At 60.0% G+C, this 26105-nt stretch carries 23 protein-coding genes and 2 pseudogenes; 14 read left to right on the top strand and 11 right to left on the bottom strand.

What is annotated here, in order from left to right:
* The first annotated feature begins 102 nt into the window (after positions 1-102).
* Entirely contained in the window at positions 103-306 is a 204-nt protein-coding gene (locus AB4P90_RS16565) for a hypothetical protein (RefSeq protein WP_034125690.1), read from the top strand.
* Here the strand turns inward: AB4P90_RS16565 and AB4P90_RS16560 are convergent, their stop codons facing one another.
* The 3 genes from AB4P90_RS16560 to AB4P90_RS16550 all read right to left on the bottom strand — a co-directional run bounded on the left by AB4P90_RS16560 (position 307) and on the right by AB4P90_RS16550 (position 1234).
* Entirely contained in the window at positions 307-549 is a 243-nt protein-coding gene (locus AB4P90_RS16560; protein WP_034125689.1) for a DUF2789 domain-containing protein, read from the bottom strand.
* Positions 550-617: 68 nt separating this feature from the next.
* Entirely contained in the window at positions 618-848 is a 231-nt protein-coding gene (locus AB4P90_RS16555) for a hypothetical protein (RefSeq protein WP_034125688.1), read from the bottom strand.
* 110 nt (positions 849-958) lie between these two features.
* A complete protein-coding gene (locus AB4P90_RS16550) occupies positions 959-1234 on the bottom strand; it encodes a hypothetical protein (protein ID WP_032872432.1) in 276 nt (91 codons plus the stop codon).
* Between the two features lie 394 nt (positions 1235-1628).
* Here AB4P90_RS16550 and AB4P90_RS16545 point away from each other — a divergent pair, with 394 nt between their 5' ends.
* Complete coding sequence (locus AB4P90_RS16545; protein ID WP_052199932.1) at positions 1629-2078, top strand: hypothetical protein; 450 nt, start codon at positions 1629-1631, stop codon at positions 2076-2078.
* 131 nt (positions 2079-2209) lie between these two features.
* Entirely contained in the window at positions 2210-3217 is a 1008-nt protein-coding gene (locus AB4P90_RS16540) for an ABC transporter substrate-binding protein (protein WP_395605153.1), read from the top strand.
* A gap of 157 nt (positions 3218-3374) precedes the next feature.
* On the opposite strand, the gene AB4P90_RS16535 is transcribed toward AB4P90_RS16540, so the two are convergent.
* On the bottom strand, positions 3375-5501 hold the full coding sequence (locus tag AB4P90_RS16535; protein ID WP_395605152.1) for a TonB-dependent receptor: 2127 nt from the start codon (positions 5499-5501) through the stop codon (positions 3375-3377).
* 92 nt (positions 5502-5593) lie between these two features.
* Positions 5594-5983: a DUF2946 domain-containing protein gene (locus tag AB4P90_RS16530; protein WP_014718757.1), complete on the bottom strand. Its 390-nt coding sequence runs from the start codon at positions 5981-5983 to the stop codon at positions 5594-5596.
* A gap of 93 nt (positions 5984-6076) precedes the next feature.
* Here AB4P90_RS16530 and AB4P90_RS16525 point away from each other — a divergent pair, with 93 nt between their 5' ends.
* The 4 genes from AB4P90_RS16525 to AB4P90_RS16510 all read left to right on the top strand — a co-directional run bounded on the left by AB4P90_RS16525 (position 6077) and on the right by AB4P90_RS16510 (position 12616).
* Entirely contained in the window at positions 6077-6514 is a 438-nt protein-coding gene (locus tag AB4P90_RS16525) for a DUF3995 domain-containing protein (protein WP_014718756.1), read from the top strand.
* A gap of 314 nt (positions 6515-6828) precedes the next feature.
* Positions 6829-7995, top strand: a complete 1167-nt coding sequence (locus tag AB4P90_RS16520) for an efflux RND transporter periplasmic adaptor subunit (protein ID WP_014718755.1) — start codon at positions 6829-6831, stop codon at positions 7993-7995.
* Positions 7992-11168, top strand: a complete 3177-nt coding sequence (locus AB4P90_RS16515) for an efflux RND transporter permease subunit (RefSeq protein WP_019817196.1) — start codon at positions 7992-7994, stop codon at positions 11166-11168. Before AB4P90_RS16520 ends, AB4P90_RS16515 begins: the two co-directional genes overlap by 4 nt.
* Positions 11165-12616 (top strand): efflux transporter outer membrane subunit, encoded by a 1452-nt coding sequence (locus AB4P90_RS16510; RefSeq protein WP_395605151.1) that lies wholly within the window; start codon positions 11165-11167, stop codon positions 12614-12616. Before AB4P90_RS16515 ends, AB4P90_RS16510 begins: the two co-directional genes overlap by 4 nt.
* Before the next feature lie 195 nt (positions 12617-12811).
* On the opposite strand, the pseudogene AB4P90_RS16505 reads toward AB4P90_RS16510, so the two are convergent.
* Positions 12812-13255 (bottom strand): annotated as a pseudogene (locus AB4P90_RS16505) (IS4 family transposase); the annotation flags it as partial.
* A gap of 56 nt (positions 13256-13311) precedes the next feature.
* Here AB4P90_RS16505 and AB4P90_RS16500 point away from each other — a divergent pair.
* Complete coding sequence (locus AB4P90_RS16500) at positions 13312-13605, top strand: transposase (protein ID WP_020300742.1); 294 nt, start codon at positions 13312-13314, stop codon at positions 13603-13605.
* Positions 13602-14465: an IS3 family transposase gene (locus tag AB4P90_RS16495; RefSeq protein WP_020300743.1), complete on the top strand. Its 864-nt coding sequence runs from the start codon at positions 13602-13604 to the stop codon at positions 14463-14465. Before AB4P90_RS16500 ends, AB4P90_RS16495 begins: the two co-directional genes overlap by 4 nt.
* 36 nt (positions 14466-14501) lie before the next feature.
* Here AB4P90_RS16495 and AB4P90_RS16490 read toward each other — a convergent pair.
* Positions 14502-15371 (bottom strand): annotated as a pseudogene (locus tag AB4P90_RS16490) (IS4 family transposase); the annotation flags it as partial.
* A gap of 473 nt (positions 15372-15844) precedes the next feature.
* On the opposite strand from AB4P90_RS16490, the gene zapE reads away from it, so the two are divergent.
* Complete coding sequence (zapE, locus tag AB4P90_RS16485; protein WP_058410957.1) at positions 15845-16951, top strand: cell division protein ZapE; 1107 nt, start codon at positions 15845-15847, stop codon at positions 16949-16951.
* A 165-nt stretch (positions 16952-17116) separates the two neighbouring features.
* Positions 17117-17608: a GNAT family N-acetyltransferase gene (locus tag AB4P90_RS16480; protein ID WP_014718751.1), complete on the top strand. Its 492-nt coding sequence runs from the start codon at positions 17117-17119 to the stop codon at positions 17606-17608.
* 101 nt (positions 17609-17709) lie between these two features.
* On the opposite strand, the gene AB4P90_RS16475 is transcribed toward AB4P90_RS16480, so the two are convergent.
* From AB4P90_RS16475 to AB4P90_RS16460, 4 genes are all read right to left on the bottom strand, one after another.
* Positions 17710-17922, bottom strand: a complete 213-nt coding sequence (locus AB4P90_RS16475) for a hypothetical protein (protein ID WP_014718750.1) — start codon at positions 17920-17922, stop codon at positions 17710-17712.
* 141 nt (positions 17923-18063) lie between these two features.
* Positions 18064-20301, bottom strand: coding sequence for a TonB-dependent siderophore receptor (locus AB4P90_RS16470; protein WP_395605150.1), 2238 nt, complete (start codon positions 20299-20301; stop codon positions 18064-18066).
* Positions 20302-20429: 128 nt separating this feature from the next.
* Positions 20430-22172, bottom strand: a complete 1743-nt coding sequence (locus tag AB4P90_RS16465) for a phosphoethanolamine transferase CptA (protein ID WP_020302095.1) — start codon at positions 22170-22172, stop codon at positions 20430-20432.
* Between the two features lie 157 nt (positions 22173-22329).
* The gene (locus AB4P90_RS16460) at positions 22330-22491 is read right to left on the bottom strand and encodes a DUF6026 family protein (protein WP_014718748.1); all 162 of its coding nucleotides are present in this window, start codon (positions 22489-22491) and stop codon (positions 22330-22332) included.
* 274 nt (positions 22492-22765) lie between these two features.
* On the opposite strand from AB4P90_RS16460, the gene gnd reads away from it, so the two are divergent.
* The 3 genes from gnd to AB4P90_RS16445 are packed head-to-tail and all read left to right on the top strand — an operon-like array spanning position 22766 to position 26090.
* Positions 22766-23749 (top strand): phosphogluconate dehydrogenase (NAD(+)-dependent, decarboxylating), encoded by a 984-nt coding sequence (gene gnd, locus AB4P90_RS16455; protein ID WP_019817573.1) that lies wholly within the window; start codon positions 22766-22768, stop codon positions 23747-23749.
* Positions 23746-25269 (top strand): glucose-6-phosphate dehydrogenase, encoded by a 1524-nt coding sequence (zwf, locus tag AB4P90_RS16450; protein WP_019817572.1) that lies wholly within the window; start codon positions 23746-23748, stop codon positions 25267-25269. Before gnd ends, zwf begins: the two co-directional genes overlap by 4 nt.
* Positions 25266-26090: a Cof-type HAD-IIB family hydrolase gene (locus tag AB4P90_RS16445; protein WP_395605149.1), complete on the top strand. Its 825-nt coding sequence runs from the start codon at positions 25266-25268 to the stop codon at positions 26088-26090. Before zwf ends, AB4P90_RS16445 begins: the two co-directional genes overlap by 4 nt.
* Positions 26091-26105 lie beyond the last annotated feature (15 nt).

The following is a 26105-nucleotide window of genomic DNA, read 5'->3' as shown; positions in this document are numbered from 1 at the left end:
TTATGCAATGAAGCTATTCCGTGGATAGCTTTTTCCAACTGGAATAAAGCCGTAGCATGGCCAACATTGTTAGCCAGCTAACTAATGCTGCGGAGAAGCTCCATGCAAAACAAAGTCGATGTGGCCGTAATGATCGGCAGTGGCGTACCCCAAACCCTGCGAGCCCTGGGCCAGCGAGCCTGCTGGGTGGTGTTGCTCAACGGTGAGCAGCGCGGCACTGCATTCGCCAGCCGGGACGAGGCGCAGGAATGCCAGGCTGCCTGGCAAGCGCTATTGCGCAGGGAAGCGTCAGACAGCCTGCATTGATCAAGCGCGGGGAGGCTCATGCAGCAGCGCATTGAGGTCATCCACTGCGGGAGCCCATTCTGCGTCGACCTGCAATTGTTCCCTGAGGAAGTTCGCCTGCTGTTCGCTCCAGAATGGCGCGTCGATGAGTTTTACATCATCGGGCAGTCGATGTTCGGCGGTAAAACGTTCGATGGCTTCCTGGCTGGAATCCAGCCCCAGTTGTTCGAACAGGGTTTCAAGGGTTGGGGTGGTGGTGTCCATAGCGTTCTCCATGCGGGCTTATCGTCATGCATGTGAGGGGCAGGGCACGCCAGAGTTCTATCGGATTGTCAGGTATTGAGCGCGCCGCAATCCACGGCAGTTTTCAGTGCCTTGGCCGCCTCTTTGCCAGCCACGGCCGCTGCGTCGGCGGTTTTGAACCAGCGGTCTTTCTCCACCTGGTGCGCGGTGACCTTGTTCAGCGGTGGTTTGGCTCGCATGATGATGACCGCTTGAAACTCACCGTCTACTTCCCTCGCATCGCCGTGGATAATAAATTCGCCAATATCAAATTCCGTCACGTATGGCTTTCCCTTCAAGGTAACTGCGTTGATGAAACCTGACCCGCGGGGGGCAAACTTCCATGGACAGGCCAGTATGGCAGTTGTTGAGGGGCAGTGGCGCGGTAAAGTCATCCAGGCGACGAAACGATTCCGCCGCCTGAGGCGTATAGCTTGGCTTCAAGGGACTTGGCCAGTTCGCAGGCTTTGATGTGATCGCTGCGAAACCCCTTGATCTTGCCGCTGGGCACTTCAAGAATATGAAAAAAGTTCTTTCCTGCGGGTACAACTTGGTAAAGCACCGAATTGGAGTACCCATTCAGGTTCAGCAGGCAGTAGTATTGCTGTTCGTCGGGACATGGTGAACGAGTGTGGAAAGACGTAGCGTCGTGTTGACGTCGTTGCATGCTCAGCTCCTGTCGATCGATCCGGTTAGCTTGTCTGCGTTGTTTCGGGTGGTTTTCACCCTGGTTGCTGTTCTAGTATTGTCGTCGGTAGTTCGTGACTGGTTCCATGCCCAGATGTTTTTTTGTGTTGGGGTGTCGGAAAACTGCATTTTTAATTGGGTTATTCTCTGAAGTCGGCAGACCCGTATTCTCGGGTCGTTGAACCTGTGATTTGCTGTATCGCGGTTGACTTCCCATGAGGTCCGCCGTTGAGGTTTGTACTAGCCTTACGAGTTCTCTTCAGTTTTTTAATGACTCTGTATCGTGTCGTAACGGCCATTTTTTGTGCTGTTCGCTTTGGCGGCCAGTACTTTTTTGATGTGGGGGCGTTTCCTTGGCAGTCAGTAATCTGGATATGCACGCGTTATTCGTGCTGGGTGATTTGCGCGCAAAGTTGGTCAAGCAGTTTCAATCTCGGTTTGTCTACGTCACTGAACAGACGCCGGAAGGTATTTATATCGCCGAAATCGATACCGAAACGGCGCTGGTCGTGGATGACAAGCCACGTCTGGAACTCAAAGTAGGTGACCATTTTCGCGCAGCGGTATTGCCCAGCCGCGAAGGTGGCAAGTTCGAATTGAGGTTTCGCGATATCAAGTTGACCGTCTACGGCCTCGGCGACTATGCCTTTGTGTCGTCGAACGAAGGCCAGGGTATTGTGTTCAAGGAAGGCCACAGCGTGATGCTGGTATTCGCCGCCCATGAGCAATTGCAGGAAGGGTTGACCAAGACCCTGAAGGCCGTGACTGGCAAAGCCGCCAAATGGCGCAAGGGTGAACTGGTGACCTTCAAGGCCAGCGAGTAGGCGATAAATACGCTGTGCATCTTTGTCTTTTGGAACCTCTACTACAGTTGAGTTGACTTAACTATTCAGAGGCTTCGCGCATTCGCAGCAAAGCCGTTCGCCATGACTGCGAAAACGCGAGGTGCACAGGCATGAAAGGATTGAAGTCACTGCTGGCGGCGGGCCTGACGACCCTGAGTCTGTCATTGCCGGTATCGGCTGCCCAGGCACCGGTGCATTTTGCCGACCTGAACTGGGAAAGCGGCAGCCTGATCACTGAAGTATTGCGTTTTATCGTCGAGAAGGGCTATGACCTGCCCACCGACACCTTGCCTGGTACCACCATTACCCTGGAAACCGCCCTGGCCAAGAATGATATCCAGGTGATCGGCGAGGAGTGGGCAGGCCGCAGCCCTGTGTGGGTCAAGGCGCAAGCCGAAGGCAAGGTGGCGGGCCTGGGCGATATCGTCAAAGGCGCTACCGAAGGCTGGTGGGTGCCGGAATACGTGGTCAAGGGTGACCCCTCTAAAGGACTCAAGCCCCTGGCACCAGATTTGAAAAGCGTACAGGACCTGGCGCGCTACAAGGACGTGTTCAAAGACCCGGAGTCCCCAGGCAAGGGGCGCTTTCTCAACAGCCCCATCGGCTGGACCTCCGAGGTGGTCAACAAACAGAAGCTCAAGGCTTATGGTCTGGACGACAGCTACGTGAACTTCCGCAGCGGGTCGGGCGCGGCGCTGGATGCGGAGATTGCTTCGTCGATTCGTCGGGGCAAGCCCGTGCTGTTCTATTACTGGTCGCCGACCCCGTTGATGGGCCGCTACAAATTGATCCAGCTGGAAGAACCACCGTTTGATGCAGACGCGTGGAAGACCCTGACTGACGCCGACAACCCGAACCCGAAGCCGACACGCTCATTGGCTTCCAAGCTGAGCATTGGCGTGTCGACGCCGTTCCAGCAGGAACACCCACAGATTGCCCAGTTCTTCGAGAAGGTCGAGTTCCCCATCGAGCCGCTTAACAAAGCCTTGGCGACGATGAGCGAACACCACACGCCGCCTCGGGAGGTCGCCCAGGCGTTCCTCAAGGAACATCCGCAAGTGTGGAAGGCCTGGTTGACGGACGATGTGGCGCAGAAGGTCGAGGCGAGCCTCAAGTAACCGGAGGTCTTTGTATCGAGCGAAGATCAAGATGTGGGAGCTGGCTTGCCTGCGATGACTGAGTGTCAGACAACATATTTTTATGCTGACCCACCGCTATCGCAGGCAAGCCAGCTCCCACATTCAATTGCATTTCAAGTCAACGGTCGTTGCAGCGTTAGAACTTGGTGTGTACGGCCAGCTCAAAGGTCCTCGGTGACCCCAGATAATACGCCGGCGACACATGGGCAAACTCTGCGTACACCTCGTTAGTCAGGTTACGCACGCGCCCGGTTACCGTGGTATGCGCATCCAGCTTATAACGCAGGAAGGTGCCGAACAGCGTATAGGCCGGTACGGTCTGGGTATTGGCATTGTCCGCGTACACCTGGGCGACATACCGCGCATCCACCCCACCTTGCCAATCCTCGGCAAAATCGTAGGTCAGCCATAGGTTACCCACGCGCTTGGGCACGTTGGTCGGCGTATTGCCCTTACGTGACACCACCGAGCCGCTGGCGATTTTCTCGTTGAACTCATCGTACTGCGCGTCCACCCAGGCGAAGTTGCCTTCGGCCAATAGCCTCGGCGTGATGCGCAACGAGCTGGCCAGTTCGATGCCCTTGGACGACTGCGCGCCCACCGGGATGCTGTTGGTCGGGTCCAGCGGGTCGGTGACGGCAAAGTCCTTGCGTTCGATCTTGTAGGCGGCGACCGTGGCGGAGCCCCGACCTTCCAGGTAATCGAACTTGCTGCCGATTTCCCATTGCTTGCCCGTGGACACGTCGAACACCTGGGTGGTGGTATTGGGCTGTTCGACGGCGGTGCTGTATTGCACATAGACGTTGGCGGACGGGATGAACTGATAGGTCAGGCCCACCCGGCCCGTTACCGGTTCCCAACTGCGCTTGAAGTGCCGCGGGTTGGTGGCGGTGATGGTGCGGTGGTTGGTCACGTCCAGGTCGATGGCGTCATAGCGCAGGCCGGTCAGCAGCGAGAGCTTATCCGTCAGTCCCAGACGGTTTTCCACGAAAAGTGCCTTGGTGGTCACTTGGTTAGTCGTGCCTTTGGCAAAACCCGGCTTGATGTCGGGGATGTCATAGAAGTGCCCCGGGTTGTAGTTGTTCGGGTCAACCGTACTGTTACCCGGCTTGATAAGTGGATGGCTGGTGGTGCTGTTGACCTTGTACTCAAAACCACCGGACCAGGTGGTAGCAAGGCCGAACACCCTCGTGTCATGGCGCAGTTCGAACTGGTTGCCGTTCTGCTCGCCCTGATGCCGCACCTGATAGGCCGTTGAGCGGTTCACCGCGCTGTTGTCGGCGTTGTACTGGTAGGTCTCCAGGTTGCGATAGTCGCGCTGGCTGTCGAGGTGATAGAGGGTATTTTTCAGTGTGGTGCTGTCGTTGATCCGGTAGTCGATGATTGAACGTGCCCAGATCGTGCGTTGCTCATAACGGCCGTCGGCAACGTTGTAGTTATTGAAGCGGTTGTGCTTGTCGATCTTCAGTTCACCGGCCTTGGGGTTGAGCACCGGCGTACCCCAATACGGGCTGTCTTCATGTTCGTCCTGATATTCCAGGGCCAGGGTGTGGGACAGGTTCGGGGTGAGGTCGCTGAGCAGGGAAAACGCCACGCTCCAGGCATCGCGCTGGTCGCGGTCGATGTAGCTGTGGTTGGTGTTGCGGCTCACATCCAGGCGGGCGTAATGCTGCACCTCGGCACCGGGTTCGGTCAGCGCATGGTTGAGGCCGAACGCCAGACCGGCGGTGTCGTAGCTGCCATAGCTCAGTTGGCCTTCGATGGCCTGTTCCTCGCGGTTTGCCAGCTTGGTCACGTAGTTCAGCGAGCCACCCACTGAGCCTGCGCCGTTGATCAAGGAGGAGGGGCCGCCTACCAGTTCGACGCGGTCATAGATCCACGCATCCACCGGCCGCGCCAGGCCCGTGGCGACATTGATGCCGTTGAACATCTGGGTGATCTGGCTACTGGTAAACCCTCGGTACGAGACAAAGCCGCCAAAACCGGGCGGGGCGCTGGCGTTGACACCGGGCAGGGTATTGGCCGCATCGCGGAAGGTCTTGGCGCCGTGGCGCTCGATATCGTTGCGGTTGGCGATGGCCACTGACGCCGGGGTTTCCCGCACGCTCAGGCCCAGGCGCGAGGCCATGCCGCTGGATTGGTCCAGGGCCAGCCCAGGCTCGGCACTTTGCTCGCCGTCAATGGTGGTCGGGGCCAACTCAAGGGCCGAGGCGCAAACAGGCAGGCAGCCGAACAGGCCCGCCAGCAGGGGTAAATGTTTCATGGTTGGAATCCTGAAAACTTGGCTCGAAAACAACGCACTGCTACCCGTACTCCTGACGGAAACGGGGCGATGCAGATCAGTAAGCGCAGGGATCAGGCAAGGGCAGGTGGCGCGCGCGGATTAGCCGCAGGCCAGGTGAAGCGGGCAGGGATGTCAGCGGCAAGCACCACCGCAGCAGGCGGTGCATGGGGTTGCGGCAGGACCGCCACATTCAGGTGGGAGTTGAGCGCCGGGCCCATGCCGCCGGTAGAACACAGCGGGCAACCAAACGCCTTCGACAGCGTTGGCAGGTTCTCGTCCGTCGAGTTGCTGGGCAGCGGCGCCTGGGTACGTGGGTCGACCGTACAGAACTGGCCGCTGATGCCGTTGAGCTGCATCCCCACCCTTTGCCCATGACCAATACTGCAGGCGAACACATTGAACAGGACGCAGCAGTAGAGCATCCAGGCAATGAGTGAACGGTCGGCACGGGCAAGTTTCATGGGGCGGCACTTTATCATCAGCGACCGACGAAATGCCTGCAAAAAAACTCAGGGCGGCTATCCTCATTCGCACATTTTTGTGGAGCGCCGACCATGAGCTTTGTGATTGCGCGGTGGATCGTCGGGGTATTTACCTTCATCAGCATGGTGCATCTGTATTGGGCTGCGGGTGGCAAGCTCGGCAGCCTGGCCGCTATCCCGCAACTGCCCGGAGAGTTTGCCAGCGGGCCCAGGCCGGCGTTCAAACCGTCGGCGCTGGGCACTTTTCTGGTGGCGATGGGGCTGGTGGCGATTGCCTTGCTTGTGTGCCTGCGCGCCGGGCTGTATTTCTCGCCGGTGTCCCATGGGGCGTTGCAGTGGGGCATCAGCGCGATTGCCGTGCTGATGTTTGCCCGAGCGATAGGGGATTCGGAGCTGGTGGGGTTCTTCAAGAAGGTCGGCGGGTCGCGGTTCGCTCGTCTGGACACCTACTTCTATTCGCCGTTGTGCCTGGTGTTGGGCGCCGGCTTGCTGGTAGTCGCCTGGACCTGAGCCTGAGCCCACAGATACCAGGCTGACACCGCGCAATCCAAAGGTGGGAGCTGGCTTGCCTGCGATGCAGGCACCTCGGTCTATCAACCAAACCGGGTCGATCCCTTCGCAGGCAAGCCAGCTCCCACCTTCAGCCGCGTTCGACAGGTAACCCCGAGCGCCACCAAGCCACGCTGGCCGCCATTTGATTCACCTCCAAGTATTTCCCAGACAAAACACACCCCCGGTTTTATAGCGCTTGACCTTCCCAGTATGGCAAGCCGGATAAAAACCCACGTGTCGGTTTGTCTTGAAAATTCCAAGGAGGGTGAACGATGTACACCAAACCAGTCAGCCTGATCACCGGGGTGTTGGCCGTAGCGTTGACGCTGGGCGGATGCTCAGACAATTCACCGCCAGCCGCGGCCGCCAAGCCCCCTGGCGTGCCGGTAGCCCAGGTGGTGGCGCGTGCGGTGACGCCGTTTGTGGAGTACACCGGTTCGTTGACCGCCATCGACCAGGTTCAATTGCGCCCGCGAGTCAGTGGCTATCTGCAAAGTGTCAGCGTGCCTGAAGGGCAGTTCGTGGCCAAGGGCAGTCCATTGTTTGTGATCGATCCGCGTATGTTCCAGGCGGCAGTGAACGCAGCCAAGGCACGTCTGCGCGAGGCCGAGGCCAATGCGTTGCTGGCCCAGGCCGAGCATGGCCGTGCCGAGCAGTTATATGCCAAGAAGGTGGTGGCACGTGATCGTCTCGACACCGCCGTTGCTTCGTTGAACGCCGGCAGAGCGCAGGTGGAGGCCGCCAGGGCTGCGCTGGATACGGCCCAACTGGACCTGAGTTACACCCGCGTCACCGCACCTATCAGCGGGCGTATCGACCGCGCCCTGGTGACGGAAGGCAACTATGTCACCCGTGGGGAAACAGCGCTGACCACGATTGTTTCCATCGACCCCTTGCATGTGTATTTCGATGTGGATGAACGCACCTACCTGCATTCGTTGGCAGCGACGCGGCAACACGCCGGGGCCAAGGGCGAACAAGCCGCCAAGGTCATGGTGGCGATGCTCAACGACACCACCTATGCACGGGCCGGTCGCGTGGATTTTCTGGCCAACTCGGCTGACCGCAAGACCGGCACGGTGCGCGTGCGTGCGGTGGTGGAAAACCCGGATGGGCGCTTGACGCCGGGGCTGTTCGCCAAGGTCAAGCTGGACACCGGCGCGGCGCAACCCCGGGTGTTGATTGCCGACCATTCCATCGGCACCGACCAGGGCCGTCGCTATGTGCTGGTAGTCGGTGAAGGTGATAAAACCGAATACCGCCCGGTGGAACTGGGCCCAGTGGTCGACGGCCTGCGGGTCATCGAACAGGGGCTGCAACCGGGCGAGCGCATTGTCGTCAAAGGGCTGGTGCGCCCCGGCATGCAGGTGACACCGCTGGCCGCCAGCATCGAGGGCAAGCCGCTTGAGGCGCCGCTGGCGGTGGGGGGCGTGCAATGAGCTTCCCACGCTTTTTCATTGACCGACCGATCTTCGCCATTGTCCTCTCGGTGTTGATGATGATCGGCGGCATCGTGGCCTTCTTCCATTTGCCGTTGAGCGAATACCCGGCCGTCACGCCGCCCACGGTGCAAGTGACCGCGTCGTATCCGGGGGCCAACCCGCAGGTGATTGCCGAGACGGTGGCCGCGCCGCTGGAACAGGTGATCACCGGGGTCGAGGGCATGCTTTACATGACCTCGCAGTCGGCCACCGATGGCCGCATGATCCTGACCGCGACCTTCGCCCAGGGCACCAACGCGGACATGGCGCAGATCCAGGTGCAGAACCGTGTTTCGCGAGCTTTGCCGCGCTTGCCCGAAGAGGTGCAGCGCCTGGGCGTGGTCACGCAGAAGACCTCGCCGGACATCCTCATGGTGGTCCACCTGCTGTCCCCCGACCAACGTTATGATCCGCTCTATATCTCCAACTATGCCTACCTCCAGGTGCGCGATGAGCTGTCACGCCTTCCGGGGATCAACGATGTACTGGTGTGGGGCGCGGGTGAATACAGCATGCGCCTGTGGCTCGACCCGGACCTGATCGCCGCCCGAGGCTTGACCGCCGGTGATGTGATTGCTGCCGTGCGCGAGCAGAACGTGCAAGTGGCCGCCGGCTCGGTCGGCCAGGCGCCGGACTCTACTGCGGCGTTCCAGGTCACGGTTAATACCCTCGGGCGCCTGACGGACGAAGAGCAGTTCGGCGATATCATCATCCGCACCGGCGATAACGGCCAGGTCACGCGCCTGCGTGATGTGGCCCGTATCGAGATGGGTGCCGATGCCTACGCGCTGCGCAGCCTGTTGGACGGCGAGCCGGCGGTGGCCTTGCAGATCATCCAGAGCCCAGGGGCCAATGCCCTCGATGTGGCGCAGTCGGTGCGCGAGACCATGCAGCGTCTGCAAACCAACTTCCCCGAGGGGCTGGTGTCGCGGATTGCCTATGACCCCACCGTGTTTGTGCGCGCTTCGCTGGAGTCGGTGGCCATCACGCTGATGGAAGCGATCCTGCTGGTGGTGATCGTGGTGGTGGTGTTCCTGCGCAACTGGCGTGCGTCGCTGATTCCTTTGATGGCCGTGCCGGTGTCGATCATTGGCACCTTTGCGGTCATGCACCTGATGGGCTTCTCCCTCAATACCTTATCGCTGTTTGGCCTGGTGCTGTCGATTGGCATCGTGGTCGACGATGCCATCGTGGTGGTGGAGAACGTCGAGCGGCATATCGAGAACGGCGAGGAGCCGATGCAGGCTGCGCGACGGGCGATGGGCGAGGTCACCGGCCCTATCATTGCGATCACCTCGGTGCTGGCGGCCGTGTTCATTCCCACCGCGTTTCTCAGTGGCCTGCAAGGCGAGTTCTATCGGCAATTTGCGCTGACCATCGCGATTTCCACCATCCTCTCGGCGGTCAACTCGTTGACCCTCAGCCCGGCGCTGGCCGGCCTGTTGCTGCGGCCACGGCATGCGGCCTTGGTGCATGACCCGCGCAGCCTGCGTGGTCGCGCCACGCGGCTGCTTGAGGTGCTGGGCCGGCCGTTTCAGCGAGCGCCACAAGCCTATGGCAATACCGTGCGCAAGGTCGTCGGCCGTCGCGGCGTGGCGCTGTTGGCTTACGGCGGTTTGCTCGCGTTGACCTGGTTCGGCTTCAACGCGGTACCGGCCGGCTTCGTGCCGATGCAAGACAAATACTACCTGGTCGGCATCGCCCAACTGCCGAACGCGGCCTCGTTGGAGCGTACCGATGCGGTGGTGCGGCAAATGTCGAAAATCGCCCTGGATGAGCCGGGTGTCGAGAGCGTCGTGGCGTTCCCGGGGCTGTCGGTCAACGGCTTCGTCAACGTCCCGAATGCGGCGGTGATGTTTGTGATGCTTGATCCGTTCAAAGAGCGCACCTCGCCGGATATGGCGGCGGTCGCCATCGCCGGGCGTCTGCAAGCCAAGTTTGCGAGCATCCCCGACGGCTTCCTCGGCGTGTTCCCGCCGCCACCGGTGCCGGGGCTCGGGGTGACCGGGGGCTTCAAGCTGCAGGTCGAGGACCGTGGCGGCGTCGGGCTTGAGGCGCTGGTGCAGCAGACCCAGGTCCTGATGACCAAAGCCACTGAGTCAGGCCAAGTGGCCGGGCTGATGACCAGCCTGGACGTCAATGCGCCGCAACTGAATGTCGACATCGACCGCACCCAGGTCAAGAGCCAGGGCGTGCGCCTGGCGGATGTGTTCGAGTCGCTGCAGGTCTATCTGGGGTCGCTGTACGTCAACGACTTCAACCGGTTTGGCCGCACCTACAAAGTCACGGCCCAGGCCGATGCGGACCACCGCATGCAGGCCGAAGCCATTGGCCGCCTGCAGGTGCGCAATGCCGCCGGGGACATGCTGCCGTTATCAGCGTTTGTCACGGTCACGCCGAGCTCCGGGCCTGACCGGGTGATTCACTACAACGGCTATCCCTCGGCGGATATCTCTGGCGGCGCGATGCCAGGGGTCAGCTCCGGGCAGGCGGTTGCGCTCATGGAGCGCCTGGCCCAGGAGGTACTGCCCGAGGGCGTGACCTATGAATGGACAGACCTGACCTACCAGCAAAAGCTCGCCGGCTCATCGGCCCTGTTTATTTTCCCGCTGTGTGTGCTGCTGGCTTATCTGATCCTTGCCGCGCAGTACAACAGTTGGCTGCTGCCGTTGGCGGTGTTGCTGATCGTGCCCATGTGCCTGCTCAGCGCAATCCTCGGCGTGTGGCTGGTGGAGGGCGACAACAACGTGTTCGTGCAGATCGGGTTGGTGGTGCTGGTGGGCTTGGCGGCGAAAAACGCCATCCTGATCGTCGAGTTTGCCCGCAGCCTCGAAGCCGAAGGCGCCAGCCCATTGGAAGCGGTGATCCACGCCTGTCAATTGCGCCTGCGCCCGATCCTGATGACGTCCCTGGCGTTTATCGCCGGCGTAGTCCCGCTGGTATTTGCCAGTGGCGCCGGCGCCGAGATGCGCCATGCCATGGGGGTTGCGGTGTTTGCCGGGATGTTGGGCGTGACGCTGTTCGGCCTGTTCCTGACGCCCGTGTTCTATGTGGTGATGCGCAGCCTGGCGCTGCGCGTGCAGCGCCAGGGGGCGAGTCCGAAGGTGCAGCTAAAGGAGAGCGCATCATGAAACAGGCGTATCCAGCTTTTCTGTTGTCGTTGACCCTGCTGGCCGGTTGCGGCTCGGTTGGGCCTGATTACTCCGCGCCGGTGCTGCCTGCTGCGCAGCGGGCGACGAGCTTCGGCGCGCCCATCGCCGGGCTTGGTCCGGGCGAGGTAGAGGTGCAGTGGTGGCAAGTGTTCGACGAGCCGGCACTGAGCCAATTGATCCAACAGGCACTGGCGGCCAACCACGACATCGGCATCGCTGCCGCGCGCCTGGACGAAGCCAAGGCGTTGCTGCGCGAAAGCCGCCAAGGCTTCCTGCCCAGCGGCGGCGCTGCCCTGGGCTACGAGCACCGCCAGCGTAGCGAGGTCGAGACTCCCTTCGGCGAGCAGCGCTCTATTGAAACTACCCGCGCGGCGGTGGATGCAGCCTGGGAAATCGACTTGTTTGGCCGCGTGCGTCGCTCGGTGGAGGCGGCCCAGGCCCAGGCGGGGTCGCGTCAGGCATTGCTGCGCAGCGTGCAAGCGAGCGTCGCGGCGACGGTCGCGGCAACCTGGTTCGAGTTACAAGGGATCGAAGCCGAACAGGCGGTGGTCGCGGATATCAGTCAGAGCCAGCGCGACAGCCTGGGCCTGGTGGGGCAGATGGTCAGCGTCGGCGCCGCCACCGAATTCGACCGGCTGCGGGCCGAGGCCTTGTTGCGCAATGTCGAGGCGGTAGCGCCTGACCTGGAGCGACGTCGCGCCAAGTCAACCAACGCGCTGGCGGTGCTGCTGGGGCAAGCGCCCCAGGGGTTCAAGCCACCGCTGGCCCGGCCTGGGCGTGAAACCTTGAACCTGCGCACGTTGCAGGTGGGAGACCCGGCCGGCTTGTTGGCGCGCCGCGCCGATATTGCCACGGCCGAACGCACGCTGGCGGCTGCGACCGCGCAGATTGGCGTGGAAACCGCTGGCTTGTATCCGGACATCCAGGTGCAGGGCTCTATCGGTTTACTGGCCGGAAGTCTCAGCGCCCTGGGCGATGCGGGCATGCAGTCGAACTTTATCGCGCCGGTGATTCGCTGGTCACTGCTGGACACCGGGCGCGTACGAGCGCGGATTGCCGCCAGCGAGGCACGCACCCAGGCGGCATTGATCGCTTATGACCAGACCGTGTTGCGAGCCCTGCAGGAAACTGATGATGCGTTCCAGGCCAACCGTACGGCCGGTAATGCCCTGGGCCTGCGGCTGCTGGAAGCGGCGGCCAATCGTGAGGCAGCCGGCTTTGCGCGTGAGCGGTTTGCGCAAGGTGAAGGGGTGTACCTGGATGTGCTTGAGGCCGAACGCGCGGACTTCACCAGCCGCCGGGCGTTGACGGCGGCGCGCACGGAACAGCGCTTGGCGGTGGTGGGGATCTATAAGGCGCTGGGTGGTGGGTGGGAGATCTGTGAGAGGGCGGGGCAGGCGTGCCAGGGGGCCACGGTGTTGCGCTAACGTGGACCTGTGGGCGCTGGCTTGCCTGCGAAGGCGGCCCGCCAGCCGACGCCTATCTACCCGACACCCCAACGATCCAACTGTGGGAGCTGGCTTGCCTGCGATAGCGGCCTGACAGTCGATACAGTTATACCGAGTACATATCCATTCCTGCGGTAACGGCCACTTAGGGTTCCGCTTTTACAGCCAGCCCTTTCAAGGTCTTTTCGTCTTGGCAGCCTTGATTATCCGGTCCGTTGAAACATGCGCATTCACCGCGGTGCCTTTAACCCATGTTTTGGGCTTGGGTACCTTGGGGCCACGGGGGCTTTTCGCAACTTGTTTAGGTTGGATATTTCTGGCAAGCGCCAATAAGTGCTGAGCCAGTTTTTCCAACGGAATGACAGGAAAATGTTCCGAGGGCAGCGCAATCTGCATTCCCTCATATCCACTCCTGACCTGAACCGCTAAATGGTAAATCGAGGCTTCCCATCCTTCAGGCTGGGTATCCCGATGAGCTTGTTCAACACTGCGTTTGAGAACAGCCAGGACGTTGTAAGCCAATACCGCCGTTGCGAACCCCAGTAAGGCAGCCTTTGGGCTGCCAAGGGTTTCGATCTCACTTTCCAGGATCGCTTCCAGTCGCTGGAACTGGGCCTGTCCCGTGACAACGGACGCCAAGAAGCGATACTTAAATCGTTCTCTTGGAGGTTGCCATGTATCCATCCACTCGCCGTAACTACACCGATGAGTTCAAGACTCAAGCGGTTGCGTTAGCTGAAAGCGTTGGCAGAACCGAAGCTGCCCGCCAGCTAGAGATGTCCGTCAAAACGCTCGATAACTGGGTGAACGCCACGCGCAAGGGTCAACCGTTGAGCTCGCCCGAGCGCAAGCCCATCACTAAGGAGGACAGCGAGCTTGCCCGCCTGCGAGCCGAGGTTGCCGAGCTAAAAATGGAGCGTGAAATCCTAAAAAAGGCGGCGGTATTCTTCGCCAGAGAGTCCAGGTGAGATACGCCTTCGTCGCTGCTGAACGGACTCAATACCCGGTACGTATGTTGTGCCGGGTGATGGAAGTCTCAACTTCAGGTTTCTACGATTACACGCACAGGCAGCCTCGCCCTGATCCTGACGCTCAGATTCGCATTGAGTTGCGCAGCGTCTATGCGGCCAGTCGACACACCTACGGTCGGCCACGGTTGGTCGCAGCCTTACGCCAGAAATCGTATGCAGTGGGCCACAAGCGAGTCAGCCGGTTGATGCAGGAGGAGGGTATTCACGGCAAGTCCAAACGCGGTTTCAGGCCCTGTACCACTGACAGCAACCATTACTTGCCGGTCGCGAACAATGTGGTGGCGCGGCAGTTTGCCATCGATAACCCCACTCCGACTTGGGTCAGTGATATCACCTATCTCCCAACCAGAGAGGGTTGGCTGTATCTGGCCGTAGTGTTGAGCATCCAGACCCGCCAGATCTTGGGCTACAGCTTGTCAGACCGCATGCCAGATGGCCTGGTGGAAAGTGCGTTTCTGAATGCCTGGAGCGCCTGTTCTGGCACTAGCGGAGCAGTATTTCACTCCGATCAGGGCCGTCAGTACGCAAGCAGTAAGTTCCGTCTAGCGTTAGCTAAGAAGGACTTCAAACAGAGCATGAGTCGAAAGGGAAATTGCTGGGATAACGCAGTGGCGGAGAGTTTTTTCGCTACGCTGAAAAGAGAGGAGGCTTTTGGGGTCTACCCCACCAAAAAACAGGCACAGCTATCGATCGCCAGCTATGTGCATGGGTTTTACAACAGCAGTCGACTGCACTCAGCTCTGGGGTATCGGTCTCCGAACGAATATGCAAAGAGCTTGAGGCAGAAGACTGGATAACCAGCTTCATGGCGTACGCTGCCGGGGGACAGGCCCAAACATACCTTCAATGCTCCAGCGGCGGCGATACAGTTCGGCGATCTGTTGCGCACTGACGCTCTCAGGCAGGTTGCTCCAGAACATCAAGCTGCTGTCGCCGGAGTCCGTTGGCGAATGAAGCGTCAGTTCGACACGCCGACATTGGTAACCGCCTTTGACCTGGATGATCTGCTCACGCACAGTGCCAGTTTCCACAGGTACTGGCTCTTGCCACTCACCCTCTTGAATCAAGCGTGGATGCTTGGCTTGCTGACGAATGACAAAGCAAGTTTGGACTTGCTCACAAGCCTCCATAACCGGGAGCGTGCAATAAAGCCGGTCAGCCAGCCACACTTGGCCTGGCTCGGCATTGGCCAATAAAGGCAGCACACAAACGCGCTCGCTTGCGTAGGCATCCTCACACGCCTGAAGGTCGACGACCTGATCCAGATCGGGATCGTATGCAACAACCGAAAAACCGGGACGAGCGGCGCCGCGCTCGTTGCGTAAAGCTCCCAGACGTTTTTCAGTGGATGCCAGGTGATTACCGTCCACTACCCGAACCTGCCAACCCGGCAGCATCGCCGTGCAGCCCAGCTCCCGGATGGTTGGAGCCAGGCGCTGTGCACAGCCCGTAATCAGGGCGCGCAACAGAGCAGGCTCGGTACGACTGATCTTGTCGTAGAGAGCCGCCAGGCTGACCGGAAGGTCCTCCAGTTGTCGCGCGGCGGCGTGCAGAGATGGCTTCAAGCCCAATGAAACAAGGGACATTAGCTTGATGATGGTCGAGAACAGTAGCTCACGAGAATACTGCCGTTGCCGGTGTTCTTCGAAAACCTGATCAATCCACTCGGGGGCAATAGCCTGCTGCAGCGCCAGTTTGGCCATGACACTGGCAGGTGCTTTTTTTTCGAAACGCGCTAGAACTTCCGCCCACATCGTTTAGGTACCCCCTGAATGAATTTCAGGGGATTTTACAGAAGACCTTGAAAGGGCTGGCTTTTACAGCGGCTCACTTTTGAAAAGCGCAAAAGTAAAAAAACGCTCTTGCCCCACCACTCGGCACCTCGCCCAGGCTCGGTGTGCCCGTAATCCGCCAGTGATTTGGGGGGCCGCCGCCACGCGCCATCCATGGCGCGGGGCGGCTAAACCGGCATCCCTGCCGGTTTACCCCCCAAATCCCTGTCGAATTCCGGCCAGCGTGGTTTAACGGGGCGCCTAAGATCAAGATCAAGAGCGGCTCGCTTCGCATCGTGGTTACCGTCTACCGTTACAGCGTTGTGCAAATACTCATCCTCGCCTCAGGCAAACAGGCCAAGATTTCGCGCCTCGACAGCTCTGCGTCCGTCATACTGGCAAGCATGACTTTCGACTCGCCTCTCGCCGCTTATCAACATGCAATCGCCCAACCAGGTTTCGTCGCCGACGATGCCCAGCGCCGGGCGGTACAAGCCTTGCAAGCCTGTCACGAGGCCTTGCATCAAGGGCGTTCGTCGATTGCCGGCGTTTACCTCTGGGGGCCGGTGGGGCGTGGCAAGACCTGGTTGATGGACCAGTTCTACCAAAGCCTGCGCGTGCCTGCGCGGCGTCAGCATTTTCACCACTTCATGGCCTGGGTCCACCAGCGTTTATTCCAGCTTACGGGCACCCAGGACCCCTTGCAGGCGTTGGCCAGGGAGCTGAGCCAGGCGGTGCGTGTGCTGTGCTTCGATGAGCTGTTTGTGAATGACATCGGGGACGCGATCATTCTCGGTCGCCTGTTCCAGGTGATGTTCGAGGAGGGTGTGGTGATGGTGTGCACGTCCAACCAGCCGCCCGACCAGCTGTATGCCGATGGCTTCAACCGTGAGCGTTTCCTGCCGGGCATCGATGCGCTCAAGCAGCATATGCAGGTGGTGGCCGTGGACGGTGGCGAGGATCATCGCTTGCATCCCGGCGTGGGCATGCAGCGTTATTGGGTGAATCAACCCGAGGCACTGGCGGCGGTGTTCCGACAATTGAGCCAAGGCCAAGCCGTGAACAGTGTGGCGGTAAGCGTAGGGCACCGCACCATCATGACGGTGCAGGCCAGTGATACCGTGCTTTGGTGTCGCTATGCCGACCTGTGTGAGCAACCCCTGGCCGCCATGGATTTCATGCTGGTGTGTGATCGCTTCCACGCCATTCTGCTGGGAGACGTCCCTAACCTCAGTGCACAAATACGCCCGGGTCGAATTGCCCGTGGCACCGAAGATGGCGCCGAGCGCGTGGTGGCCGGGGATCGAGAGTTGCCGCAGTTGTCGGTGCACGATGACAGCGTGCGACGTTTTATCGCGTTAGTGGACGAATGCTACGACCGCAAAGTGCCACTCTTTATCGACGCCGCGGTGCCGTTGCACAGCCTGTACACCGAAGGCTACCTGGAGTTTCCTTTCCGCCGCACCCTGAGCCGTCTGCAAGAGATGCAGCTGCAACGCTTCGCCACATAGGAAAAATCGCTGTACCAAAGCTCATTGCACGCTTTGATGCGCGCAACCTTCGCACTTTCTGTCAGCTATTTGTCGCTTATCTCCTTCATCTACTGCCGACTCCACGCTTACAATCGCACCTCTCAAAGGGAACCGATTCCCTGGTTGTCGCTATCGAGGAAGGACATGGACACCCCAGACATCCTGGTGCTGCAAGCCAGCTATACCAACGCCGTGCACGCCGACGCCATTGGCCTGCTGCTCAACTCTTACGCTGAAGACCCGATGGGCGGCGGCCACAGCCTGCCAGCCGATCTCTTGCAGCAGCTGCCAGCCGAACTGGCCAAGCGCCCACACGCGTTCAGTGTGCTGGCGTTCGTCGGGGGGGAGCCAGCGGGGTTGGTCAATTGCTTCGAAGGCTTTTCGACCTTCGCCTGCCGGCCCTTGGTCAACGTCCACGACGTGATGGTGAAGGAGCAATTTCGGGGTTTGGGGTTGAGTCAGAAGATGCTGCAAAAGGTCGAGGAAATCGCCCGGCAGCGCGGTTGCTGCAAGATCACCCTCGAAGTGCTGGAAGGTAATGCCCTGGCGCAGTCGGCATACCGCAAGTTCGGGTTTGACGACTCAGTGTTTGATCCCGCCCATGGGCGAATGCTGTTCTGGCATAAGCCGTTGTAATAAATAACCGGCAAAAAAAGGGCGCCATTAAAGGGCGCCCAATAAACCTTTGCCAACGGAGCAGAATGGCGCAGGGTGCTACGGATTAAGTAAGCATTAACTCAGCTGTTCGGTTGTGCCTGATCAACAGTCTCAGACTTAACCGATTTGCCATCGGCGCTGGCAACTTGTTGCTCAGCCTTGCCGTGGGTTTTTTCCTGAATGAAGCTGAAGTTGTTGTAGAACTCCTTGGAGCGCTCTGCGCCGCCCTCTGCAAAGGCGGCGGCGGAGGTCAGGGTCATCAGGCTGGCCAGTATCAAGGTCGACATTTTCATCGCGGTATTCCCATTAAAAGTGATAGGTGTCCGGTCGCTCCGTGATCAGATCATGGAGCGACTATGGCGCTATCTTATTAAGTGGGAATTAACGGGAGATGCCGTTGAAGTTAACAGTTTTGTTAACTTCAACGGGCGGGGCTATAACTTCCAATCCAATGCCAGCGTGACGGAACGCGGCTCACCCCAATACACGCCGTTATAAAAACCAACGCGCTCGTAGTATTTCTTATCAAAGAGGTTATTCACATTGACCGACGCCCAAACCTGTTCGTCGAACTGGTAGCGCGACATCAGGTTGACCACGGTATAGCCCTGTTGCGTGATCTTCGCCCGGGTGGTTATCGGCCGGCCTTCGCTGTTGCGCTGCCCGGTCGGGCGGTTGCTGAAGTCGTAGGTTTCGCTCTGCCAGTTCACTGCGCCGCCCACCGTCAGGTTGCGCCAGGCGCCCGGCAGGCGATAGGCGCTGGAGATCTTCACCAGGTTCAAGGGTTGGCTGGTGTTATTGCGTTTGTCCGAGCCATTGACTGAATGGGTGTAGGTGTAGCCGGCGGTCAGGTTCCAGTCCGGCGTGATTTCACCGGCGGCTTCCAGCTCGAAGCCGTTGACCTTGTTACCTTTGCCGCCGGATCTGTAGTACTCCTCGCCCGTGACCGGGTTGGGCGGGACTGAGTCATCCCGCTCGGCGACGTTGTCCTGGGTACTCCAGAAGTACGCGGCGGCCAGGTTCAAGCGCTCGTTCAGCACGCTGCCCTTGAGGCCCACTTCGTAGTTACTGCCGACCACGGGCTCCAGGTACTTCTTGTTGGCATCACGGTAGTCCTGGGGTTTGAAGATGTCGGTATAGCTGGCGTAGACGGTGTACTGCGGCGTGATGTCGTAGAGCAGGCCGGCGTAAGGCGTCCACATATCATTGTGGGTCTGACTGGTTTTGCCCGAAGCGGTCAGTTGGTCGTTGGCATCGTATTTGGGCTCTGCGCTTTCCAGCTCCCAACTGCCGTAACGGCTGCCCAGTACGGCGTGCAAGCGGTCTGTGAGGCTCAGCCTTGTGGCCAGGTAACCGGCTTTCTGTTGTTTCTTGCTGTGCTCACCCTTCAGGTCGGTCACCTGGTCGGTGAACTTGCCGATGCCGCCCATGTGCTTCCAGTCCTGGATGGGGTAGTAGCTGGCTGGCAGGTCGCTGCGCATGAAGGGCGAGACATCCCGTTGGGCGGCTTCGCCATAGCCCATCATCAGCGCGTGTTCGCGGCCCAGCAGCGTGTAGCTGCCGGCCAGGTTGAGGTCGATGGCCTCCATGCGCGAGGTGCCGCGCATATGGCTGGCCCAGGCCGTCATGCCGCTGCGGTCGGGGTTGGGGAAACCGGCGCCGCCGTAATACACCTTGCCATCGGTGTCGCTCTGGCGATGGGTATAGGCGGCCTTCAGGTGCCAGTCGCCGCCGAGCCGATGGTCGAGGGTGGCGAAGGTGGTCTTGTCGGTCAGCGGCCAGGAACTCCAGTGCGCCGCCATGTTGGTGGAGCGGGGCAGCCTGGCCTTGCCGCCCTGGCTGTTCCAGTAGGGCACGGTGCCCCAGGAGGTGCCTTGTACCTGTTTGTCCTGGTAATCAAAGCCGACGGCCAGCACGGTATCGTCGGAAAGATCGCCCTCGAGAATGCCGTAGCCCACTGCCCGCTGCAGCCCATAGTTGTCACGAAAGGACTGGCTGTCACGGTAAGCCAGCACGCTACGCCCGCGCAGTTTGCCGTCGAACGCCAGCGGGCCGCCGACGTCGACGTAGCTGTAGTAGTTGTCATGGCTGGCGCCACTGATGCCGGTCTTGGCCTGCCAGTGGGCGGTAGGGCGCTTGCGCACCATGTTTACGGTGGCCGAAGGGTCGCCTGCGCCCGTGGTCAGGCCCGTCGCGCCGCGCACTACTTCGATGCGGTCGTAGATGATGGTGTCGGCGTCGGTCTTCATGTAGCCGAAAGTGTTGAGCATCCCGTCAACCTGGAAGTTGCTGATGCCATAGCCTCGGGCGGAGTAGTAGACACGATCGGAGTCGTAATGCTGAACGTTGACGCCCGTGGTCTGGCGCAACACATCCGTCAGGGTGTTGAGATTGAAGTCGTCCATCTGCTGGCGTGTGACCACCGAGATCGATTGCGGGGTTTCCTTGACGGAGAGGTTCAGCCGCGTGGCGGTGCTCATCGAGCCAGTAGTGTAGGCGCCGGTGTGCTCGGTGGTGGCGCCCAGGCTGTCGGCGCTGATGGTGGTCGCGCCCAGTTCCAGGGCTTTGGCGGGGGCTGTATCGGGGTCGGTGTCGGCCAGCGAATCCGGGCTCAGCGCCAGGCTGAACAGGCCGAGGGTGAAGGTCATGGAACGGGTGAAGGGCGCGAACATCACTGCAGACTCCTTGTCGTCTTGGATACCTCCCCAGGCAGGGAGGGCTTGGTTCAAAGACGAAAGGAGCTGCGGAACTTTAGGGTTAAACGAGAATGATTATTATCTTTCTGTTACAAGCCCCTGGCTTATTTGGCCACCACTTCGGCGCCGTCGGCCTTCTTGGGCTTGATCAGGCTGAAGTCGATCAGCGCCTTCTGCTTGGTCTCGTAAGGGTTGCCGATCAACAGGGGGCGTGGCTTGAAGCTGTCGCTTACCAGGCTCTTGCTGTGGTCCAGCTCATCGAAACTCAAGCCTGCCATGTCGGCCCAGGTGTGGATCAACTGCGAACTGCTGTAAGGCCGTTGCAAGTCGCTGGCGAAGCTCCAGTCGTGGCTTTCGCGCCATTTTGGCGAGGCGTAGGCCATGAACGGGATGGTGTACATCGGCGCGGTCGGCTTGCCTTCGTTACGGCCCAAGGTGTCGTGGCCGGCGGAGTCGAACACGTCTTCGCCGTGATCCGACAGGTACAGCAAAAAGCCGTTGGGGTCGGTCTTGGCGTAGTCCTTGATCAGGCTGGAGACCACGAAATCGTTGTACAGCACCGCGTTGTCATAGCTGTTGTAGGTCGGCAACTGCGCATCGCTGACACCCGCTGGCACGCCCTGGCGGTCGGTGAACTTGTCGAAGGTCGGCGGGTAGCGGTACTGGTAGCTCATGTGGGTGCCCAGCAGGTGCACCACGATGAATTTGCGTTCGGCGGTATCGGCCAGGGCCTTGGAAAACGGCGCCAGTACATCGCCGTCGTACTGACGGGCGTTCTGGTTGCGGTTGTTGTTGAGGTACACCTGCTCGTCGGCCTGTTCGGAAAAGGTCGTGAGCATGGTGTTGCGTTTGGTCATGGTCTGCTGATTGGTGATCCAGAAGGTCTTGTAGCCGGCCTGTTTCATCACGCTGACAATCGACGGTGTCTTGAGGTACAGGTCTGGGTTTTCTTCGTCAGCGAAGGTCAGCACCTGTTGCAGCGCTTCAATGGTGTAGGGGCGCGGGGTGATGACGTTATCGAACACGGCCAGTTGGTCGCGCAGCTTGTCCAGTTCCGGCGTGGTGTTGCGCGGGTAGCCGTAGAGGCTCATGCGCTGGCGGTTGGTCGACTCGCCGATGACCAAGACAAGTGTGGACGGCTGGCCGGCCATGCTGTCCTTGAGGTTGTTCAAGGGCGGGATCTTGCTTGCACTGGTGAGCATGCCTTGCATGTTATCCAGCTGCTCGGTGTAGCGACGGTAGGCGACGATCATCTGCCAAGGCACGGCAGGCTCGATGCGGGTTTCGAAACGGTCGATGGCCAATTCCATGGTTTCGCTGGTGGCGATCTGCTTGACCAGTGGGTAGCCCACCACCGCCAGGACGATGGCAATGGCTGCCACGATCGACTGACCGCGCGGCAGGTACACCGGGCGCAAGCGCGTCCACAGGAAGATGGCGAAGGCGGTGTGGGCAATGAACGCCAGCACGATCCACCAGGCAAAGTATTGGGTGGCGTATTCGCCGGCTTCAGAGATGTTCGACTCGAACATGATGAAGATGACGCTCTGGGAAAATTCCTGCTGATAAATGAAGAAATAACCCAGGCTCGCCATGGAGCAAGCCCACAGCACCACGCCGATCAAGGCGGCGAGCAGGCGTGTACGACGCGGGAACAGCAACATCGGCGCCAGCCACAGCGCACTCATGAAGAAGGCCTGGCGGAAGCCACTGAAGCCGGAGGTGCCGGTCAGTTGGATAAGAAGTTGGGTAATACCCGAGAAATACCAGAAAAACAGGAATAACCAGCCAAGGCCGGCCCAATCAAAGCCTTTCGCAGTCGTCGTGCTGCGTTTGAACATCGCCATCCAGCGCCCCATCAGAGAAAGATTGTCGCGCACAGGCGCGCAACATCGGGCCGCCCAGGAAGTGAGCGGCATCGCGGAACGGGAGTATCAAGAGGGGAATGTGAAAACTTTGTGAGTTTTCTGTAGGTATTGCCTTACAACGCGTTCGGCCCGGCTTTCAGCACAGGGCTGGCTTGGCATCCGACGGTTGATCGAGCTGGGCTTGAAGGTGCAAGCGCAGGCGCAGGACTTCCTGTTGCAACTGATCGCGCTCGTCTTTCAACTGGCGCAGTTCATCGCGACGGAGGGTGACGTAGAGGGTCTGTGGCGGACGGGTCATCTGTGCTGTGCTCATTGCTTACCTCGCAAATAGCCGGTAGATCGCGGTGCCAAAACAGGTTTTTGGCAACAGTCGGAAGCAAGTTTGAATTCTTTTTCGCAGCAAGGGAACTTTTTTATTTTTGGCGGTCGTGTGACTTTTGCCGGGGTGATGGTGAAACGATGGCCACTTTTTTGTCATGAAACTACACGGATCCGCTCTGGACTAACCCTCATTAGCCTCATTGCGCTATAAACTATGTCACACATTTTTTAGAAGTTAGGAGCATCAGCACATGCAACTGGGGATTATCGGACTAGGCCGCATGGGCGGTAACATTGCGCGGCGCCTGATGCTCAATGGGCATACCACCGTTGTATACGACCGTAACGAAGCCTTCGTCAAAGCCTTGAGCGAGGAGGGCGCCACCGGCGTCGCCGACTTGAAAGCACTGGTGGCCGGCCTGCAAAAGCCCCGTGCTGTCTGGGTCATGTTGCCGGCGGGCGCGCCCACCGAAGACACCATCAACGCACTGAGCGAACTGCTGGAAGACGGCGATGTGATCATCGACGGCGGCAACACCAACTACAAGGACGACGTGCGTCGCGGCAAAGCCCTGGCTGAAAAGGGCCTGCACTATGTAGACGTGGGCACCTCGGGCGGCGTCTGGGGCCTGGAACGTGGCTACTGCATGATGATCGGTGGTGACACCGAGACCGTGAATCGCCTCGACCCGATCTTCAAAAGCCTGGCGCCGGGCCTGGGTAACATCCCGCGCACCAAGGACCGTTCGGCCTCTGCCGACCCACGTGCCGAGCAGGGCTACATTCACGCCGGCCCAGCGGGTTCGGGGCACTTCGTCAAGATGATCCACAACGGCATCGAGTACGGGATGATGCAGGCGTTTGCCGAAGGTTTTGACATCCTCAAGACCAAGAACTCGGAAAACCTGCCGGAAGACCAGCGCTTTGACCTCAACGTCGGCGACATCGCCGAAGTCTGGCGTCGTGGCAGCGTGGTGTCGTCCTGGTTGTTGGACCTGACCGCCGATGCCCTGGCCACCGACCCCAAACTTGACGGCTACTCGGGCTCTGTGGCCGACAGCGGTGAAGGTCGTTGGACCATCGAAGCAGCCATGGAGCAGGCGGTGCCGGTTCCGGTGTTGTCGACCTCGCTGTTCGCGCGTTTCCGTTCCCGCCAGCAGAGCACCTACGGTGACAAAATGCTGTCTGCCATGCGCTTCGGCTTTGGTGGCCATGTGGAGACTTCCAAAAAATGACCGTCAACGGCAAGAAACCCAAGGCCGAACCTGCTCCACCCACCACATTGTTTCTGTTTGGCGCCCATGGCGACCTGGTCAAGCGCCTGCTCATGCCGGCGCTGTACAACCTGAGCCGCGATGGGTTGCTGGGCGATGGCCTGCGTATTGTCGGCGTTGATCACAACGCCATCAGCGACGCGGACTTTGCCAAGAAACTTGAGGACTTCATTCGTACCGAAGCCTCCAGCAAGGTCAGGGGCAATGCCGAGAACGCCCTCGATCCCGCGTTGTGGGCACAATTGGCCAAGGGCATCAGCTACGTCGAGGGCGATTTCCTCGACGACAGCACCTATGCCGATATCGCCAGCAAGATCGCTGACAGCGGCACCGCCAATGCGGTGTTCTACCTGGCCACCGCTCCGCGCTTTTTCAGTGAAGTGGTGCAGCGCCTGGGCAGCGCTGGCTTGTTGAATGAAACGGACGATGGCTTTCGGCGCGTGGTGATCGAGAAGCCGTTCGGCTCCGACCTGGCCACCGCCGAGGCGCTCAACGCCTGCCTGCTCAAGGTGATGAGCGAGAAGCAGATCTACCGCATCGACCATTACCTGGGCAAGGAGACGGTGCAGAACATCCTGGTCAGCCGTTTCTCCAACGTGCTGTTCGAAGCGTTCTGGAACAACCACTACATCGATCACGTGCAAATCACTGCCGCTGAAACCGTCGGCGTTGAAACCCGGGGCAACTTCTTCGAGAAGACCGGCACACTGCGGGACATGGTGCCCAACCACCTATTCCAGTTGCTGGCAATGGTCGCCATGGAACCGCCGGCAGCCTTTGGTGCCGACGCGGTGCGGGGTGAGAAGGCCAAAGTGGTCGGTGCCATCCGCCCCTGGTCGCTGGAAGATGCGCGGGCCAACTCCGTGCGCGGCCAATACACCGCCGGCGAAATCGCCGGCAAGCCGTTACCCGGCTATCGCGAAGAAGCCAACGTCGCGCCGGACAGCAGCACTGAGACGTTCGTCGCGCTCAAAGTGATGATTGATAACTGGCGTTGGGTCGGTGTGCCGTTTTACCTGCGTACCGGCAAGCGCATGAGCATCCGTGACACCGAGATCGTGATCTGCTTCAAGCAGGCGCCTTATGCGCAATTTCGCGATACCGAAGTCGATGAGCTCAAGCCCACTTACCTTAAGATCCAGATCCAGCCGAACGAAGGCATGTGGTTCGACCTGCTGGCCAAGCAGCCTGGGCCGACCCTGGAAATGGCCAATATCGAATTGGGCTTTGACTACAAGGACTTCTTCGAGATGCAACCGTCGACGGGTTACGAAACCCTGATCTACGACTGCATGACCGGCGACCAGACCTTGTTCCAGCGTGCCGACAACATCGAGAACGGCTGGCGTGCGGTGCAGCCGTTCCTGGATGCATGGAAGGAAGATGACGGTATCCAGGCTTACAAGGCTGGTGAGGATGGCCCAGCAGCGGCCGATGCCTTGCTGGCCCGCGATGGCCGCGCTTGGCATAGCCTCGGATGAGTGACGCGACGATTCATCCCATCCGGTTTGTCCTCAGTGATGTGGACGGGACGCTATTGCATCCCGACCACAGCCTCAGCCAACGCACCGCCGATGCCATTCGCGCCATGCGCGAGGCCGGGGTGCTTTTCAGCCTGGCCAGCGGGCGTCCGCCCAAAGCCATGCGGCATTTGATCGAGACCTTTGGCATCGATGTGCCGGTGGCTGGCTTTAATGGCGGTACGTTGGTCAACCCGGATGGCAGCATCCTGGTTGCTCACCATCTGCCGGCGGAAGCGGCGCTGATCACCCTGGCGCTGTTTTCGGCCGAGCCGGACGTGGAAGTCTGGGTGTTTGCCGATGGCGACTGGCTGCGCCGTGATCCGCCCGGGCCCATGGTGCAGCGCGAAGCCGACGGCTTGGGCTATGGGCCGGTGGTGGTGGAGAGTTTCGAGCCTTACCTGGACCGGGTCGACAAGATCGTCGCCGCCAGCAACAACACCCAGTTGCTGGTGGAGCTGGAGGCGCAATTGCAGCCGAAAGTGCAGGGGTCGGCCCAGGTATCGCGTTCGCAGCCGGTGTATCTGGATGTGACCGCGATGCTGGCCAACAAAGGCGAAGCCTTGAAAAGCCTGGCCGAGCACCTGGGCGTGCCGCTTGCGCAAACGGCTGCAATTGGTGACGGTGGCAATGACCCGGCGATGTTTCATGTGGCGGGATTGTCGATTGCCATGGGCCAGGCCGAAGAAACCGTCAAGCGCCAGGCCAATGTGGTGACCGGCAGCAATGTCGAGGACGGCGCTGCCGAGGCGTTCGAACGGTTTATTCTCGCGGCACGCTAAGTAACTGACGTTTTA

It is taken from the genome of Pseudomonas sp. B16120, assembly GCF_044218845.1.
GTDB classification, from domain to species: domain Bacteria; phylum Pseudomonadota; class Gammaproteobacteria; order Pseudomonadales; family Pseudomonadaceae; genus Aquipseudomonas; species Aquipseudomonas paracarnis.
This window is presented reverse-complemented; position numbering and strand designations above follow the sequence as displayed.